The organism is Ruegeria sp. BG7, from assembly GCF_056535685.1.
Window position 1 is genome coordinate 1305283 of record NZ_JBQFIU010000001.1, and the last position, 15648, is coordinate 1320930.

19 protein-coding genes are annotated in these 15648 nt (G+C 59.1%); 9 read left to right on the plus strand and 10 right to left on the minus strand.

Annotation, left to right across the window (positions count from 1 at the left end; all coding sequences use genetic code 11):
* Positions 1-214 precede the first annotated feature (214 nt).
* Genes ACR3EH_RS06425 through ACR3EH_RS06455 form a run of 7 tightly spaced genes read left to right on the plus strand, consistent with a single transcriptional unit; the run spans position 215 to position 6708 of the window.
* Positions 215-1429: a glycosyltransferase family protein gene (locus tag ACR3EH_RS06425; protein ID WP_171187081.1), complete on the plus strand. Its 1215-nt coding sequence runs from the start codon at positions 215-217 to the stop codon at positions 1427-1429.
* Positions 1426-2673: a glycosyltransferase gene (locus ACR3EH_RS06430; RefSeq protein ID WP_171187083.1), complete on the plus strand. Its 1248-nt coding sequence runs from the start codon at positions 1426-1428 to the stop codon at positions 2671-2673. The genes ACR3EH_RS06425 and ACR3EH_RS06430 overlap by 4 nt, the downstream gene beginning before the upstream one ends.
* A complete protein-coding gene (locus ACR3EH_RS06435) occupies positions 2673-3749 on the plus strand; it encodes a glycosyltransferase family 4 protein (protein ID WP_171187084.1) in 1077 nt (358 codons plus the stop codon). The genes ACR3EH_RS06430 and ACR3EH_RS06435 overlap by 1 nt, the downstream gene beginning before the upstream one ends.
* Positions 3746-4330, plus strand: a complete 585-nt coding sequence (locus tag ACR3EH_RS06440) for a histidine phosphatase family protein (protein ID WP_171187086.1) — start codon at positions 3746-3748, stop codon at positions 4328-4330. Before ACR3EH_RS06435 ends, ACR3EH_RS06440 begins: the two co-directional genes overlap by 4 nt.
* Positions 4327-5469: a glycosyltransferase family protein gene (locus ACR3EH_RS06445; RefSeq protein ID WP_171187088.1), complete on the plus strand. Its 1143-nt coding sequence runs from the start codon at positions 4327-4329 to the stop codon at positions 5467-5469. Before ACR3EH_RS06440 ends, ACR3EH_RS06445 begins: the two co-directional genes overlap by 4 nt.
* Entirely contained in the window at positions 5466-6221 is a 756-nt protein-coding gene (locus ACR3EH_RS06450; RefSeq protein ID WP_171187089.1) for a polysaccharide deacetylase family protein, read from the plus strand. The genes ACR3EH_RS06445 and ACR3EH_RS06450 overlap by 4 nt, the downstream gene beginning before the upstream one ends.
* Before the next feature lie 10 nt (positions 6222-6231).
* Positions 6232-6708, plus strand: a complete 477-nt coding sequence (locus ACR3EH_RS06455; protein WP_171187090.1) for a class I SAM-dependent methyltransferase — start codon at positions 6232-6234, stop codon at positions 6706-6708.
* On the opposite strand, the gene ACR3EH_RS06460 is transcribed toward ACR3EH_RS06455, so the two are convergent.
* On the minus strand, positions 6709-7851 hold the full coding sequence (locus ACR3EH_RS06460; protein ID WP_171187091.1) for an alpha-D-ribose 1-methylphosphonate 5-triphosphate diphosphatase: 1143 nt from the start codon (positions 7849-7851) through the stop codon (positions 6709-6711).
* Between the two features lie 52 nt (positions 7852-7903).
* Between ACR3EH_RS06460 and ACR3EH_RS06465 the strand changes: the two genes are divergently transcribed.
* Positions 7904-8587, plus strand: a complete 684-nt coding sequence (locus tag ACR3EH_RS06465) for a DUF1045 domain-containing protein (RefSeq protein WP_171187092.1) — start codon at positions 7904-7906, stop codon at positions 8585-8587.
* Here the strand turns inward: ACR3EH_RS06465 and phnN are convergent.
* Genes phnN through phnG form a run of 8 tightly spaced genes read right to left on the minus strand, consistent with a single transcriptional unit; the run spans position 8569 to position 14165 of the window.
* Positions 8569-9117: a phosphonate metabolism protein/1,5-bisphosphokinase (PRPP-forming) PhnN gene (gene phnN / locus ACR3EH_RS06470; protein ID WP_171187093.1), complete on the minus strand. Its 549-nt coding sequence runs from the start codon at positions 9115-9117 to the stop codon at positions 8569-8571. The two genes, ACR3EH_RS06465 and phnN, sit on opposite strands and share 19 nt — an antisense overlap.
* Positions 9114-9797: a phosphonate C-P lyase system protein PhnL gene (phnL, locus tag ACR3EH_RS06475; RefSeq protein ID WP_171187095.1), complete on the minus strand. Its 684-nt coding sequence runs from the start codon at positions 9795-9797 to the stop codon at positions 9114-9116. Before phnL ends, phnN begins: the two co-directional genes overlap by 4 nt.
* Before the next feature lie 22 nt (positions 9798-9819).
* A complete protein-coding gene (gene phnK / locus ACR3EH_RS06480; RefSeq protein ID WP_171187098.1) occupies positions 9820-10590 on the minus strand; it encodes a phosphonate C-P lyase system protein PhnK in 771 nt (256 codons plus the stop codon).
* Positions 10587-11447 carry an alpha-D-ribose 1-methylphosphonate 5-phosphate C-P-lyase PhnJ gene (locus ACR3EH_RS06485; RefSeq protein WP_171187100.1) on the minus strand — a complete coding sequence of 287 codons (861 nt, stop codon included), beginning with the start codon at positions 11445-11447 and terminating at the stop codon, positions 10587-10589. Before ACR3EH_RS06485 ends, phnK begins: the two co-directional genes overlap by 4 nt.
* Positions 11444-12040 (minus strand): HAD family hydrolase, encoded by a 597-nt coding sequence (locus ACR3EH_RS06490; protein WP_171187103.1) that lies wholly within the window; start codon positions 12038-12040, stop codon positions 11444-11446. The genes ACR3EH_RS06485 and ACR3EH_RS06490 overlap by 4 nt, the downstream gene beginning before the upstream one ends.
* On the minus strand, positions 12037-13128 hold the full coding sequence (locus ACR3EH_RS06495; RefSeq protein ID WP_171187105.1) for a carbon-phosphorus lyase complex subunit: 1092 nt from the start codon (positions 13126-13128) through the stop codon (positions 12037-12039). Before ACR3EH_RS06495 ends, ACR3EH_RS06490 begins: the two co-directional genes overlap by 4 nt.
* Positions 13129-13131: 3 nt before the next feature.
* On the minus strand, positions 13132-13707 hold the full coding sequence (gene phnH / locus ACR3EH_RS06500) for a phosphonate C-P lyase system protein PhnH (RefSeq protein WP_171187106.1): 576 nt from the start codon (positions 13705-13707) through the stop codon (positions 13132-13134).
* Positions 13707-14165, minus strand: a complete 459-nt coding sequence (gene phnG, locus ACR3EH_RS06505) for a phosphonate C-P lyase system protein PhnG (protein WP_171187108.1) — start codon at positions 14163-14165, stop codon at positions 13707-13709. Before phnG ends, phnH begins: the two co-directional genes overlap by 1 nt.
* A gap of 103 nt (positions 14166-14268) precedes the next feature.
* Between phnG and phnF the strand changes: the two genes are divergently transcribed.
* Positions 14269-14979, plus strand: a complete 711-nt coding sequence (phnF, locus tag ACR3EH_RS06510) for a phosphonate metabolism transcriptional regulator PhnF (RefSeq protein ID WP_171676082.1) — start codon at positions 14269-14271, stop codon at positions 14977-14979.
* A gap of 44 nt (positions 14980-15023) precedes the next feature.
* On the opposite strand, the gene ACR3EH_RS06515 is transcribed toward phnF, so the two are convergent.
* Positions 15024-15638, minus strand: a complete 615-nt coding sequence (locus ACR3EH_RS06515) for an LbetaH domain-containing protein (RefSeq protein ID WP_171187112.1) — start codon at positions 15636-15638, stop codon at positions 15024-15026.
* Positions 15639-15648: the final 10 nt, after the last annotated feature.

The window sequence follows — 15648 nt, forward strand, 5'->3', positions numbered from 1 at the left end:
GCCCTTATGTCAGCGATTTCTTTGATGCTTTTGCAATCCTATCCAAGCTTTGGTGCGATATGTCGCTAACTCGTCAATATGCTGTTGCCAAATCGCAATGCTTGGAACATTTGCAGGGGCGCATTTCCGCCTTTGGCAAGCACGACAAAAAAATATACGATAACGCTTGCGAACGCGCGGATTTCGCATCGAGATCAAGAAGACGGGCAACTCTATGAGCCTTGGCACCACCACCTCAAAACCGGACCGCGCGCCGCGTATCCTGTTTTACAGCCACGACACGTTTGGCCTTGGCCACTTACGCCGGTCGCGGGCTTTGGCCGCTGCAATCACGCAGGCCGACCCCAGCGCGTCTGCGCTTATCCTGACCGGTTCTCCGGTGGCAGGAAGGTTTACCTTTCCCCGCCGCGTCGATCACGTGAGATTGCCCGGTGTGACCAAGCGCGCCGATGGCTCTTACGCGGCACGTACGATCGGAATGGGCATCGATGAAGTGACCGAGCTTCGCTCGGGCCTGATCCAGACGGCCGTTCAGCAATTCGACCCCGACGTACTGATCGTCGACAAAGAACCAACCGGGTTTCGCGGTGAACTGCTGCCAACGCTGAATTATCTGGAGCGGAACTGTGGCACAAAACTGGTGCTGGGGTTACGGGATGTTCTGGATGAACCCGAAGTTCTGGCCGCCGAATGGGCACGCAAAGAAGCTGTTGAGGCGACCGAGCGGTTTTATCACGAAATCTGGGTCTATGGCTTGAAGTCGATCTATGACCCAACTCAAGGCTTGCCGCTGAGCCCCGCCGCGCAATCCCGCATTCATTGGACAGGTTATCTGCGGCGGGATCTTGGCCCGGTGGGTGAGCCGCCTGAGCAACCCTATATCCTGATCACCCCTGGCGGGGGCGGAGATGGCAAAGCGATGGTGAACCTGGTTCTTTCTGCTTACGAGAAAGACCCAGACCTGTCCCCACGTGCAATGCTGGTCTATGGCCCCTTCCTGTCAGGCGAACTGCGCGAGGAATTCGAAACACGTGTTGCCGCCTTGAACGGGCGCGTGACGGCAGTTGGCTTTGAATCTCAGATCGAAACGCTGTTTGCGGGGGCCGAGGGCGTTGTGTGCATGGGCGGTTACAACACTTTTTGCGAGGTTCTGTCCTTCGACAAGCGCGCCGTCATCGTTCCGCGCACCACGCCCCGGCTGGAACAGTGGATTCGCGCCTCACGCGCGGAAGAGCTGGGCTTGGTCAAAATGCTGGACGAACACCGTGACGGCCTGACCCCCGAGGCGATGATCGCAGCGATCCGTAACCTGCCCAAACAAACCCTGCCATCCCAGGCCATCCAGACCGGTTTGCTCGACGGGCTGGACTACGTCACCGACCGCATCGACGACCTGCTGACCTGGGAACAGGAACGAGCCACCGGATGACCTCAGAAACGCCTACGCTGGCGGTTGTGGTCAAAGGCTGGCCGCGACTGTCTGAAACATTTATTGCGCAGGAGCTTGTCGCCTTGCAGGACGCGGGCCATCGGTTCGACATCTGGTCGCTGCGCCACCCGACCGACACCAAGCGCCATCCCTTGCACGACCGTTTCACCGGGCAGGTGCATTATTTGCCCGAATACCTGTATCAGGAGCCGCAGCGAGTCTGGGCCGCGCGTGCGATTGCGCAAACCCTGCCCGGCTATGCCGAGGCTTACCGGATCTGGCGGCAGGACTTGCGTCGCGATCCAACACCAAATCGCATTCGGCGCTTTGGCCAAGCTTGTGTTCTGGCCGCAGAACTACCCCCCGAAGTTCTGGGGCTTTACGCGCATTTCATGCACACACCGTCGTCTGTTGCCCGCTATGCGGCCATCATGCGCGGCTTGCCATGGAGCTTTTCGGCCCACGCCAAGGACATCTGGACGTCGCCCGAATGGGAAAAGCGTGAAAAGCTGCAGGCCGCAACACATGGCGCCACGTTCGGTGCCACTTGCACAGCCATTGGGGCTGAGCATTTGCGTGGACTGGCAGACGATCCCAATCGATTGGACCTGATCTATCACGGGCTCGACTTGTCGCGGTTTCCGAACCCGCCGACCCGCATATTGCGCTCAGTTGAAAGCCCATTTCATATGATCTCGGTTGGGCGCTTGGTTGAGAAAAAGGGATTCGACCGGCTGATCGCGGCTTTTGCCTTGTTGCCCGATAATCTGGACTGGCATTGGACCCATATTGGCGGCGGCGCTTTAGGCGATACGTTGAGCGCAAAGGCGAACGCCGCTGGCATTGGGGATCGCATCACGTGGAGAGGTGCCTGCGATCAGCCCGAGGTGATCGATGCGATGCGAAAGGCCGATCTCTTTGTTTTGCCCAGCCGTATTGCGGCAGATGGCGACCGTGATGGGCTGCCGAATGTGTTGATGGAAGCTGCCTCTCAGCTGTTGCCCATCCTGTCGACCCCGGTGTCAGCAATCCCGGAGTTCATCGAAACCGGGACACATGGCATCTTGTCCGCGGACGATCCGGCCGCGTTGGCAGCAGCCATCGAAGCATTGGCCAACGATCCGCAACAGGCGTTTCAGATGGCGCGCGCCGCCTATAATCGGCTGATCGCCGAGTTTCGGATGGACCCAGGGATCGCTCAACTCTCCAAGCGCCTGAACGCCATGTGCCTGGAAGACGCATGATGGCGCGGGTCGCATTTTATGCACCAATGAAATCCCCCGACAGCCCGACCCCATCGGGCGACCGCGAAATGGCACGGAACCTGATCAAGGCGCTGGCCGCTGAAGGCGACAGGGTTGATCTGGTGTCGGACCTTAGAATCTATGACAAAAGCGGCGATCCGGACCTGCAACGTACCCTGCGCGGCGCGGCAGTAGAAGAAGCACAGAGGTTAATTTCCGACCTGCCTTCGGACACGGCTCTGTGGGTGACATATCACAACTACTACAAAGCCCCCGATTTGTTGGGGCCGCAAGTCTGCAAGGCGCGCGGCATTCCTTATGTTCAGTTGGAAAGCACCCGCGCATCCAGCAGGCTAAATGGCCCCTGGGCCGGTTTCGCCGCCGCTGCACATCAAGCCTGCGACACCGCCGATGTTATATTTTATCACACCGCCAACGACCTGATCACATTGGAACGTGATCGCTTTGGCGATCAGGCTTTGGTCGAGCTGCCGCCATTTCTGCCCCAATCCGAGCTACCCCCCGAAACCAATGGGGAAGGCCCCATGCTGACCGTTGGCATGATGCGCCACGGGGACAAGATGGCCTCCTACCAGATCTTGGCCGAAACGCTTTCGCATCTGACAGGTGAGTGGCTTCTGAACATTGCCGGGGATGGGCCTGCACGATCAGAAGTCGAGGCATTGATGGCCCCGTTCGGAGAAAAGGTCAGCTTTCTGGGTCAACTCGACCGCGATGCGCTGCAAGCAACCTACGAACACGCATCACTGCTGGTTTGGCCCGGTGTGAACGAAGCCTATGGCATGATCTACCTCGAGGCACAGGCTGCAGGCGTACCGTTGCTTGCACAAGATCGACCGGGCGTGCGGGATGTGCTGGCCCCTGCGACTTACCCTTCGGTCGACACAGGGGCGCGAGGCTTTGCCATCCGTCTGCAAACTCTGCTGGAGGACGCATCGCTGCGACACTCCCTCGGCGCGGCTGCGCGCAGCTATGTGGCTGACCGTCATCTTATGCCACAAGCCACTGCCCGCCTTTGGGCAACCCTCCGCCCCTTGCTGAAGGACGTGCCATGACCAAGCTTGCGCTGCTTCGCCACGGGCACACACACTGGAACCGCGCTGGTCAGATACAGGGCCGAAGCGACATTCCCCTGGACGATGACGCACGAACGGAATTGGCTGGCTATCGCCTGCCGGACAACTGGGCACAGGCTGACATCTGGTCCAGCCCGCTACAACGCGCCCATGAGACCGCCCAAATCGTCTCGGGTCGCATCCCGCAAACGTCAGGCGCGCTGACCGAGATGAACTGGGGCGATTGGGAGGGTCAACGCGGCGTTGATCTGATCGCGGACACAACAAGCGGTTACAAGCATATCGAAGATTGGGGGTGGGATTTCCGACCGCCAAATGGCGAAAGTCCGGCAGATGTTCGTGACAGGTTGCGCCCTTGGCTGTCCGCGCTGCAAAACGATGCGGTGGCTGTCTGCCATATCGGCATCATGCGGGTCATACTGGCCCAAGCCTGGGGTTGGAATTTTGTTGGCCCTGCCCCCTTCAAGATCAAACGCAATCGGCTGTATATCGTTGATGTGAATACCATGACCGCTGACCCCGATCCCATACGCTTGCCAAAACGAGAGACCTTGCCATGAAGGTGATGATCATCGTCACACACCTGTTGGGAACAGGGCATCTCAGCCGCGCTTTGACCCTTGGTCGTGCATTTCGGGATGACGGGCACGAGGTCATGGTGGTGACGGGCGGAATGCCTGCACCGCAGCTGGACAGCAGTGGAATGACGTTGTTTGGCCTGCCCCCTTTAAGGTCGGACGGCACCAATTTCACCCGCTTGCTGACCGAAACCGGCGAAGAGGCTGATGCCGCCTATCATGAGGCGCGTGTGACGGCTCTGGTACAGGCTGTAAAAACGTTCCAGCCACAGGTGCTGATCACCGAGCTTTATCCTTTTGGTCGCAGATCGCTGACCGCCGAGTTCGACGCAGCGTTGAGCACAGCAACAGAGCTGCCGGTACGTCCGGTTGTTCTGGGGTCGATCCGAGATATTCTGGCCCCGCCCTCAAAACCCGCCAAGGCCGAGCGCGCAGACGATATTGTGACCCGGTACTATGACGGCGTACTGGTTCATTCGACCGAAAGCGTGACGCCCCTATCCGTCAGTTGGCCGGTTTCAGATCAACTGGCGGGCCGGTTGCACTATACAGGCTTTGTTGCGCCGGAATTGCCCCAACCTCACCCGGATTTGGTGGGTGAAGGTGAAATTCTGGTCAGCGCCGGTGGCGGCTCTGTCGGGCAGCCGATCTTTCGCGCGGCCATCGAGGCCGCCCACCAGATGCCCAACACGCATTGGCGCCTGTTAGTCGGCGGGACGGATGCAAAGGCGCGGATTGCCGAACTGTCGGAACAGGGCAAAGGAGCCTCGGTCATCCTTGAACCTGTGCGCCCTGATTTTCGCCAGATGTTGCCACTTGCGGCTGCGTCGGTCAGCATGTGCGGCTACAACACCGCCATGGATATTCTGCAAAGCGGCACACCTGCGGTTTTTATCCCCTTCGATGACGGCAAAGAGGTTGAACAAGGTCTGCGCGGGCAGAGCCTGTCTGGCCTGTCCGCTATCGAAGTACTGGAAAGTCGGAACCTGAGCGGGGCCGCACTTGCCCAAGCGGTCGAACACATCATTGCTGATGGTCCTCGCGCAAAACAGGATTTCGGATTTGACGGCGCTGCCCAAAGCGTACGCATCGCTAAACGCCTGTTGGAGCTGCGTGCATGACCCCCGACTGGCACCCTCTGGACGCCGAGCTGGATCACTGGCGTGCATCGGGTATGTCATTTCCGCTCTGGTGGCGTGACGATGACGCCGTCGCTCCAACTCCTCAATTGGACCAATTGGCTGATCTGTCTGCGGAATTGGGCCTACCTGTTCATCTGGCTGTCATCCCCCACGACGCGACCCCGGCGTTGGCCGAATATGGCGCGGATCGACCCTCTTTGATCCCTGTGGTGCATGGCTGGGCGCACAAAAACCGCGCGCCTGTGGGAGAGAAGAAGGCTGAGTTCCGACTCAATCGACCGCTGGACCAGATGGTTGATGATGCAAAGGCAGGGATGGCCCGTCTTAGTGATCTGCTCGGTGATAACGTGCGACCCATGTTTGTTCCCCCGTGGAACCGCATCACGCCCGAGATGGTCGCGCAGCTTCCCGGTCTGGGCTTTCGTGTCCTGTCCACAGCGACGCCGCGCAAAACACCTTTTCCCGCACCGGGGCTGGAACAAATCAACACCCATCTTGACCCGATTGACTGGCGTGGCACACGCAGTCTGATCAACCCCGACATCCTGATCGCGCAGACAGTTGATCTGTTGCGCGACCGGCGCGAAGGACGCGCAGACAACGCTGAACCATTTGGCATATTGACCCATCATCTGGTCCATGATCAGGACATTTGGACCTTTACCGAGGCCCTGCTGCGAAAATTGTTGAAAGGCCCGGCCACGATCTGGGTCGCGCCTAAGAACGAATAAGGACACCACCATGAGCCGACTGGATTCCATGCTGCGCCGACTGACGGCTCAACGCGACGGTTTGAACTGGGCTGCCCGGTGCATCAGCGGACAGCCAGGCGATGTGCTGGACATGGGTTTGGGCAATGGCCGCACCTATGATCACCTGCGCGAAATCCTACCGGAACGCCGGATCTGGGTGATGGACCGGGTCCTGCAATGCCACCCGGACAGCACCCCTCCGGCCAAAGATTTCCTGCAAGGTGAGGCCGAGCCGATGCTGAAGAAGCTGGCGGCAGACGGGCATAAGATCGCGTTGGCTCATTACGATTTTGGTCGCGGGATCAAACAGGACGATGTGGCTGAAGCCGCGCGGCTCAGCCCATTGATCACGCAGGTCATGCAACCTGGCGGTTTGCTGATTTCCGGCCAGCCCCTTGTCGGCTTTAACCAGATCAAAGGGCCCGAAACGATCGCCCCAGACCGATACCTGTTCTACACCGCCTGATCAGGCGACACGCCGACCACGCGCCCAGACCGAGCTCAGGGCCGGTACTCCAGCCCGCATCCGGAAACGGATGACATCGGCTCGGGCATTGGCGCGCAATTCCCCCCGATCTTCCAGTCCCGCGGCCAGCGCAGGGGCCAGAGTGACCGTTTTCATCCCACGCGCCATATCATCCCACATCTCGCCCAGGATGGCCGCCGACAACAACAGGGCCGACGGCACATAGTCCGATGACATGATGTCCAGATGCCCAAGTTCGGCCAAATCGCGCGCCGCGACGTTGCCCGAATGCGAGCCACCGCGAATGATGTTGGGTGCCCCCATCATGACCTTGATATCGTGATCGTGACAGGCACGCGCTGCCTCGACCGTGGTCGGAAACTCAGCCAGTCGGATACCGTGACCTGCCGAGACTTTCACCTGATCTTCCGTCGTATCGTCATGACTGGCCAAAACCGCCCCAAAACGGCGCGCGGCCTTAACGGTCTCAAGCTCATGCACATCGCCATTACGGTCGCGAAGACCCTTTAGCTGGGCCACATGCTGCAGGAACGTATCATCGTCCATCGCATGTTTGCCTTTCATATACGCCTCAAGCTTGGTCATGTCGCGGAACTGCCGCTGCCCGGGAGTGTGATCCATGATGGACACAAGACCAACCCGGTCCTCTGGCCCAAACTCTTCCAGCTCTTCTACCAGTGTCTCGGAACACACCTCGGCCCGCAGATGCAGGAAATGGCTGATCTTCAGCGCATCCTGTTCCCGCAGATCCCACAATTCCTGCGATAGGCCACGGGCGTACTTTCCATAACGTGCCGCACCCGACGGGATCGAGCCCACCCGCATGGCGTCAAAAACGGTCGTGATACCAGTGCTGGCCAATTCCGCGTCATGCGCAAGGATCGCAGCGGCATGAGGCCAATCCACCCGTGGCCTGGGTTGAATGTGACGCTCCAGGTTATCTGTGTGCAATTCGACCAGACCTGGGCTGACATAATCGCCTTCGCAATCGATTGCACCAGACGGAACCGCGTTTCCGGTATCAATCTCGGCGATGGTCTCGCCCACAATCCGGACGCTGCCGGTTACGGTTTCATTCGGCAACACAAGCGTGGCATTGGCAAGGATCAAGTCTTCTGTCATCTGAACTTCACGCAGTTTGAGGTAGTGGAAGGCCACGCAATAGGAGGCCAATGTGACATTCACGCGATACGCGATCTATTTTGCGCCACCCGCTAAGGCGGAGTGGACGAAATTTGCAACCAGCTGGCTGGGTTGGGACATGGAAACCGGATCTTTGGTCGCGCATCCGGTAGTCGGAGACATCGACGTTGCCGCAGTCACGGAAGTGCCACGTAAATACGGGCTGCACGCGACGATGAAACCCCCCTTCCGACTGCGCGCAGTCCAGACCTTCGACGCCTTGCACGCAGCTTGCGGTTCGTTCGCCTCCAACCAACCTCCTGTCACGCTGGATGGCCTCGAGATCGCGCGGCTTGGCCGCTTTCTGGCCCTGCGCCCCATGGGTGAGACGCAAGCATTGAACACCCTGGCCGCCGCTTGTGTTCAGCAATTGGACAATTTTCGCGAAGCCGCAACCGAGGCTGAACTGGCCCGCCGCCGCGCCGCTGGCCTGACACCGGAACAGGAGGCCAATCTGGTTCAATGGGGCTATCCTTATGTGCTGGACGGTTTTCGCTTTCACATCACGCTCAGCGGCAAGCTGGACAAACCGACCCTTCGGGCCACCCAAGAGGCGCTGCAAGCCCATCTGGCCCCGTTGCTGCCGCAGCCCTTCCAGATCACCGATCTGGCGCTGATGGGCGAGGCTGAGGATGGTCGGTTTCACCTGATCCATCGCTACGCGCTTTCCGGTTGAAGTCGCGCAAGGATCTCGGCGACGGTGTCTTCCAGCGCACCGGAGTTGTCGACTTCGATGACCCGTTTCAAACCATCAGGCAAAGGCGCTTTGGCACGACCCAGCCGCCGCGCCTGTTCTGCTGCGCTTTCCCGCCCTCTTGCGGAGAGGCGCTGCGCCAAAACATCAGCTTCGGCCGTCAGGGAAATCACGATCAGGTCCCCAAACACCTCCTGCGCCTGCACCAACACGGCACGAGACAGGTTGACCAGAACAGCGTCAGCTATCTGCCGCTGCTGTGTGATCTTGTTCGGCACACCGTAAAACAGCCCATGTGCAGGCCAGCTCAGCGCAAAAGCCCCGGCCTGCTCCATCTGTTGAAACGTCGCGACGGAAACCCGGTCGAAATCCTCACCCTCTTCCCCTTCGGGACGGGTAATCACTCGGCGCAAGCGCTGGATACCGGGCGCATGGGCCACCAACGCCCCCATGACGCTGTCTTTGCCGACCCCCGAAGGTCCGACAACGGCTATGACCGGGGCAAGCGTCATGCAGCCAGCCCCGGTGTAAAGTCCGAGACATTGACTTCACGATCACAGACTCGCTCGCGGGCTTCAAGATCGTGGAAAATCCCAACAATCGCCGCACCACGTTGCTTTGCCTCTTCAATCAGAGACAAAACGGTTTCCCGGTTCTGCGCATCCAGGCTCGCCGTCGGCTCATCCAGTAACATCGCAGGATATTCATGCGCAAAGCCACGCGCAATGTTCACCCGCTGCTGCTCTCCGCCAGAGAATGTCGTTGGACTCAGGGTCCACAAACGCTCGGGAATATTCAGCCGTTTCAGCAACCCAGCTGCCTTATCCAACGCAACTTGTTTGTCCGTGCCTACGGCCAGCAGCGGCTCTGCCACAACCTCCAGCGTCGGCACCCGAGGCACAACCCGCAGGAACTGGCTGACATAACCCAAAGTATCGCGACGCAGCGACAGGATCTGGCGCGGCTCGGCTTTCGCAACGTCCAGCCCCCCGACCAGCACCTGACCAGAAGCGGCCAGATAGTTGCCATAGATCACCCGCATGAGTGTGGACTTACCTGCACCGGACGCCCCCGTCAGGGCGACACATTCCCCCGGCACTACTTTCAACGACGCGCCTTCCATAACCGGGATCACGGCGCTGCCTTGATTATGAAGGGTGAAGCTCTTGCTCACATCGATCAGTTCAATCATCGCTTCATCTTTTCCTAAATAATCAAACCTGCAATACGCTGGACACAAGCAACTGCGTGTAGGCATGCTGCGGGTCGTCCAGCACCTGATCGGTCAGCCCAGCTTCGACCACATGACCGCTTTTCATCACCATCAGCCGATCCGCCAGCAAGCGCACCACGGCCAGATCATGCGTCACGATGATGGCGCTCAGCCCCATTTCACGCACTAGACCGCGCAACAAATCCAGCAAGCGCGCCTGCACGGATACGTCCAGCCCTCCAGTCGGTTCGTCCATGAACACCAGCCGAGGGCCCGTCACCAGATTGCGCGCGATTTGCAGACGCTGCTGCATCCCGCCAGAAAACGCGCTGGGGCGATCATCCACACGGGCTGCTTCAATCTCGACCCGGCCCAGCCAGTCGACGGCCTTGTCCCGAATCTCGCCATAGTGCCGGTCGCCAACGGCCATCAGCCGCTCACCAATATTGCCCCCCGCGCTGACAGACATCCGCAGCCCGTCGCGTGCGTGCTGATGCACAAAGGCCCAGTCAGTGCGGCCGAGCATTCGACGTTCCGGCTCGGACATGGTGACTGTGTCTACCGGTCCATCCACTCGGGTATCAAAGATCACTTGCCCGGCGTCCGGTTCCAGGTGCCCGGCCAGACAATTCAGCAAGGTCGACTTACCTGAACCACTTTCACCGACGATCCCCATCACTTCTCCGGGGTAGAGATCGAAGCTCACATCCGCGCATCCGATCCGCGCGCCATAGCGCTTTTCGATGCCCTTGACTTGCAACAGGGGGGTCATGCCGCGTCCTCCTCAGCCAGTCGGCCCACGTGGCCTGCCTCACGGCGCGACCGGCAATAATCGGTGTCCGAGCAGACAAACATTCGGTTGCCTGCGTCATCCATGATAACCTCATCCAGATAGCTGTCCTCGGCCCCACACAGATCGCAGGGATGGTTGGCTTTGGTGGCCTCAAACGGGTAATCCTCGAAATCGAGGCTCACGACCTTGGTATGCGGGGGCACTGCATAGATACGCTGTTCGCGCCCTGCACCAAAAAGCTGGATCGCGTCCATCTCAAGCTTTGGGTTGTCGAATTTCGGGATCGGAGACGGGTCCATCACATACCGGCCTGATACTTTGACCGGATAGGCATAAGCGGTTGAGATCGCCCCGTGCTGACTGATGTCCTCGTACAGTTTCACATGCATTAGCCCGTATTCTTCAAGGCTGTGCATTTTGCGCGTCTCGGTCTCGCGCGGCTCCAAAAAGCGCAGAGGTTCCGGGATCGGCACCTGATAGACGATGATCTGGTCTTCGCGCAGTTTCGCCTCGGGGATGCGGTGGCGAGTCTGGATGACAGTTGCTTTTTTCGTCTCCTCCGTGGTGGCAACTCCGGCGGTGTTCTCAAAGAACTTGCGGATCGACACTGCGTTGGTGGTGTCGTCTGCGCCTTGGTCGATCACTTTGAACGTATCCTCGGGCGTCAGTGTCGCCGCCGAGACCTGAACGCCACCCGTCCCCCAGCCATAGGGCATGGGCATCTCGCGGCTGGCAAAGGGAACCTGATACCCAGGCACAGCCAGACCTTTCAGGATCGCCCGGCGGATCATCCGCTTGGTTTGTTCGTCCAGGTAGGCGAAGTTGTACTCGCTCATAGGAGACCTCTTTCAATCAACGCGCTTTCCAGCGCTTGAGGCGTCGTAAAGTGGATGCCATCCATGCCAACGGCGCGCGCGCCGTCGACGTTGTGCAGCCCGTCGTCGATGAAAATGCAGTTTTCAGGCGCAAGCCCGGCCCGCTCACACAAGCGATGAAAAATCTCAGGCTGCGGTTTCAACAGCTTTTCCTGACCGGACACGATGGTCACATCGAAGACGTCGCCCAACTCGGGATGCGCGCCAACACCAACCGGCCATGTTTCCGCCGACCAGTTTGTAATTGCGTGAACCTGCGTGCCTTGCTCCTTCAATCGATAGAGCAGTTGCCAGGTTCCTTCGATCTTTTGCGGAACAGTCATGGCATAGCGCTCAACATACACACTCAGGCGTTGCCGGTCTTCGGCGTCATCCAGTTCTGACGCCAGATCGGCGAAATTCTCTCCGCCATCCGCCCTCAGATTGCGATCTTGAAAATCGATGCGGGTCAGGAACTCGGCCACGGCCTCGCGGCTGCCCATCTCGCCCAACCAGGCCAGATGCGGATCCCATCGGATCAGCACATTTCCGATGTCAAAAACGACGGCCTTCATTCCGCGGCCTCCTTTGGCATAATGCGTTCTTCAGCCTCGCGACGCAGTTTGCGGACCAGCTCCAGCTCAGACTGGAAGTCGACGTAATGCGGCAGTTTGATATGTTCGAGGAAACCTGTGGCCTGAATGTTATCCGCATGGCTCAGGACAAATTCTTCGTCCTGCGCCGGTGCACCCAGATTGTCTTCGCCCAGTTCTTCCCAACGCAGCGCGCGATCGACCAGAGCCATCGCGATGGATTTTCTTTCGGACTGACCAAAGACCAGACCATAGCCACGTGTGAACTGTGGCGGTTCTGTCTTCGAGCCCGTGAACTGGTTGACCGTCTCACATTCAGTCAGCTCGACTTCACCAATATCAATGGCGAAACCCAGCTCGGGGATGTCCATTTCGACCGCGACCTTGCCGATGCGCAGTTCGCCGACAAACGCATGGTTGCGGGCGTAGCCGCGCTGGGTGGAATAGGCCATGCCCAGTACAAAGCCCTCGTCCCCGCGGGTCAGCGACTGTAAGCGCAAGGGACGGTTTGACGGAAACTCCATCGGCTCGCGGGTCAGGTCGCCCGGGGTGTCATCGCTGGCGGATTCATCCTGAATGATGTCCTCACCTTTCAGGAACTCGGTGATATGGGGCGTCGGCTCCTGACGTGCCGCGCCTTCGGGTGCCTTAGGGGCTTCACCATCAGCAGCCAGTTTGAAGTCCAGCAAACGGTGGGTGTAGTCGAAAGTCGGACCGAGAACCTGCCCGCCGGGCGCATCCTTGAACGTGGCCGAGATCCGGCGGTCACACGCCATCTGAGAGGTCTCGACCGGGTTGGAATAGCCAAAGCGCGGCAGAGTCGTACGGTAAGCACGGACCAGAAAGATCGCCTCAATCAGATCACCACGCGCTTGCTTGATTGCCAGCGCCGCAAGGTCGGGGTCGAACAACGACCCTTCAGCCATGACCCGGTTTACGGCAAGGCTCAGTTGTTCGCGGATCTGCGCAAGGCTCAGTTCCGCCACATCAGTCGCGCCCCGGCGTTCTTCGGCCAGCCACGTATGGGCGTTCTCGATGGCTTTTTCGCCCCCTTTGACAGCTACATACATCGCTTAGCCCTCTGTCCTGATCTGCGTGCTGCGCGGCAGAGCCGCGATCCTGTCACCGCAGGTAAAGAAGAAATCGCACCCCAGCGGATACAGCATCGCATTGCCTTGAAGCGCTGGAACATCCGGCAGAGACAACCGCGCGGTGTCCTTGATCCCAGGGCCGCTCAGTATGGCACCGCTTTGCTCAAGCTGGTCGCATTCTACAATTAGGGTCGCAGACCGGTCCGGGTATTCCGGCGTCCCGATACGATAGGCGTTCAAAGGACCTAACGCGCCCCACGTACCAACGGCAAAATCCGCCTGATCCGCTGACACAATCGGCGCGCCCGTGTGGAAGGTCAGCCATTTGCGAACCGCATCGGTATCAGCGTCACTGGCCAGATGCACCTTCGTTTCGGGGTCGCACAGCGTCAGCAACAGCGTACCTGCTGCCACGGACAAAGGCGCAGGGGGTTCACTGCCCGTTAGGGTGCGAATATCACCCGGGCGCGCCATGACGGTCATGGCCGCACGAAACGCGTGGGCGGCCTGGACAGGCGCGTTTTGAAAGCCCCCGGAAAACTGTGTTTGCGCAGCCATCAGTCTTCCCCCCGGACCAGTGTGAAAAACTCGACCTTCGTTGCAGCTGCCTTGGCGGCGCGCGCGGTTTTGGTCTTCTGCATTTGCGTCCGCAGCGGGTTGATCAGCTTTGCCTTCAACTCATCCGCGGAAGTCGTCTGCATCATGGCATCAATCAACGCTGCGGCTTTGGCCTTGGGCTTGGACCTGCCCTGCACATATCCGTGACCAACCGTGCCATCCTGCAGCACGACCGAACAGCGCGTGATGGTCATTTCGCCCAGATTGAACGGCGCTCCGGTAGCTCCGGTGCGACCTCTCACCATGACGCCGCCCACTTCAGGGCTGCGCAGCCATTCAAAACTTGGGCGGTCCTGAATGCCATCCCATAGCCTCATCAAAGCATCGTCCGGCGCACGGGCCAGCAGACCCATCCATTCCTTCCGCGCCTGCGTCGCGATTTCTGTCTGATTTGTCATCAAAGCCTCTTGGCCGGGTTGTCTACATGAACTATACAACTAGACAAATATTACCCTTTAGGCATCCGAGTCGCAATCCGCGATGGTGTGAAGATTTGATGACATGAGCAAAACGCCGATCTGGAAAAGCATCGCCCTGCGCCTGACCTCGGACATCGCCGAAGGGCGCTATCAAACCGGAGATCGCCTGCCGACCGAAGCACAATTGGCCGCCACTTATGGCGTCAATCGCCACACTGTGCGGCGCGCGTTGGCAGACATGTCGCAACAAGGTCTGGTCCACGCCAGGCGCGGCGCAGGCGTGTTCGTGGCAGCACGACCAACTGACTATCCAATCGGCAAAAGAGTTCGGTATCACAAAAACATCTCGGCCAGCGGTAAGATGCCGGGCAAAAAAATCCTCGCGCTGACCACACGCGCGGCAGATGAAGCAGAAGCCGAAGCCTTGGGTTTGGACAAAGGTGATCCGGTGCATGTCTATGACGGTCTGTCATTGGCGGACCGGCAGCCTGTGGCCGTGTTTCAAAGCGTTTTTCCAGCCGCGCGTTTTCCCGACCTGTTGCAGACGCTGACTGAAACGCAATCGGTTACAAAAGCTCTGCAAGCCAACGGCATCGCGGATTACACACGCATCTCGACCCGTTTGACAGCACGCGGGGCAACGGCAACACAAGCCCTGCAGCTTCAACTGTCCGAGGGGGCTCCGGTTCTATTCTCGGTCGGCGTGAACGCCGATCCAGATGGCCAGCCGGTTGAATATGGGCGAACCGTTTTCGCGGGTGAGCGGGTCACGCTGACCCTGAACGAAGAATAGACCCCCAAAAGGGGTTTTCGGCTCTTGGATCTGCGAGAACAGAGTTACGCGTGCTTTTCCAAAAACGCTTCGGCACTTAGGGTGCGAAAATCCGGCAAAGCCGCGCGAAGCTTGGCGTTTTCCCAATCCCACCACGCAAGTTGTTCCATCCTGTCCGCGACGCCCTCGGGGAACCTGTTGCGCAGCACCTGAGCCGTGACACCTGCAACAATCGTATAAGGCGGTACGTCTTTGGTAACCACCGCACCTGAAGCGACCACGGCACCATTGCCGATCGTGACCTCGGGCTTGATGATCGCGGCATGTCCGATCCAGGTATCATGCCCGATCCGGGCGGTGCGACTGGCGCGATGCGCGAACCAATCCGCATCATCTTCGGCATCGTCCCAATAGTCGGCGGAACGATAGTGAAAATGATGCAGCGAGGCCTTGTCCATCGGGTGATCTGTCGCTCCGATGCGAGTAAAGCTTGCTATGTTTGCGAACTTTCCAATTTCGGCATTGGCGATATCACAAGTCCGGTCGCAATAGGAATAGTCGCCCCAAACCGAGTTTGCCACTCGGCTGCCAGCACCAATCTCGACATATGCACCAAAGCCGCTGTTGGTGATCTGACAATCATTATGAATATACGGCTGATCAGCGCGCAGTCGTGCCATTGAATGTCCC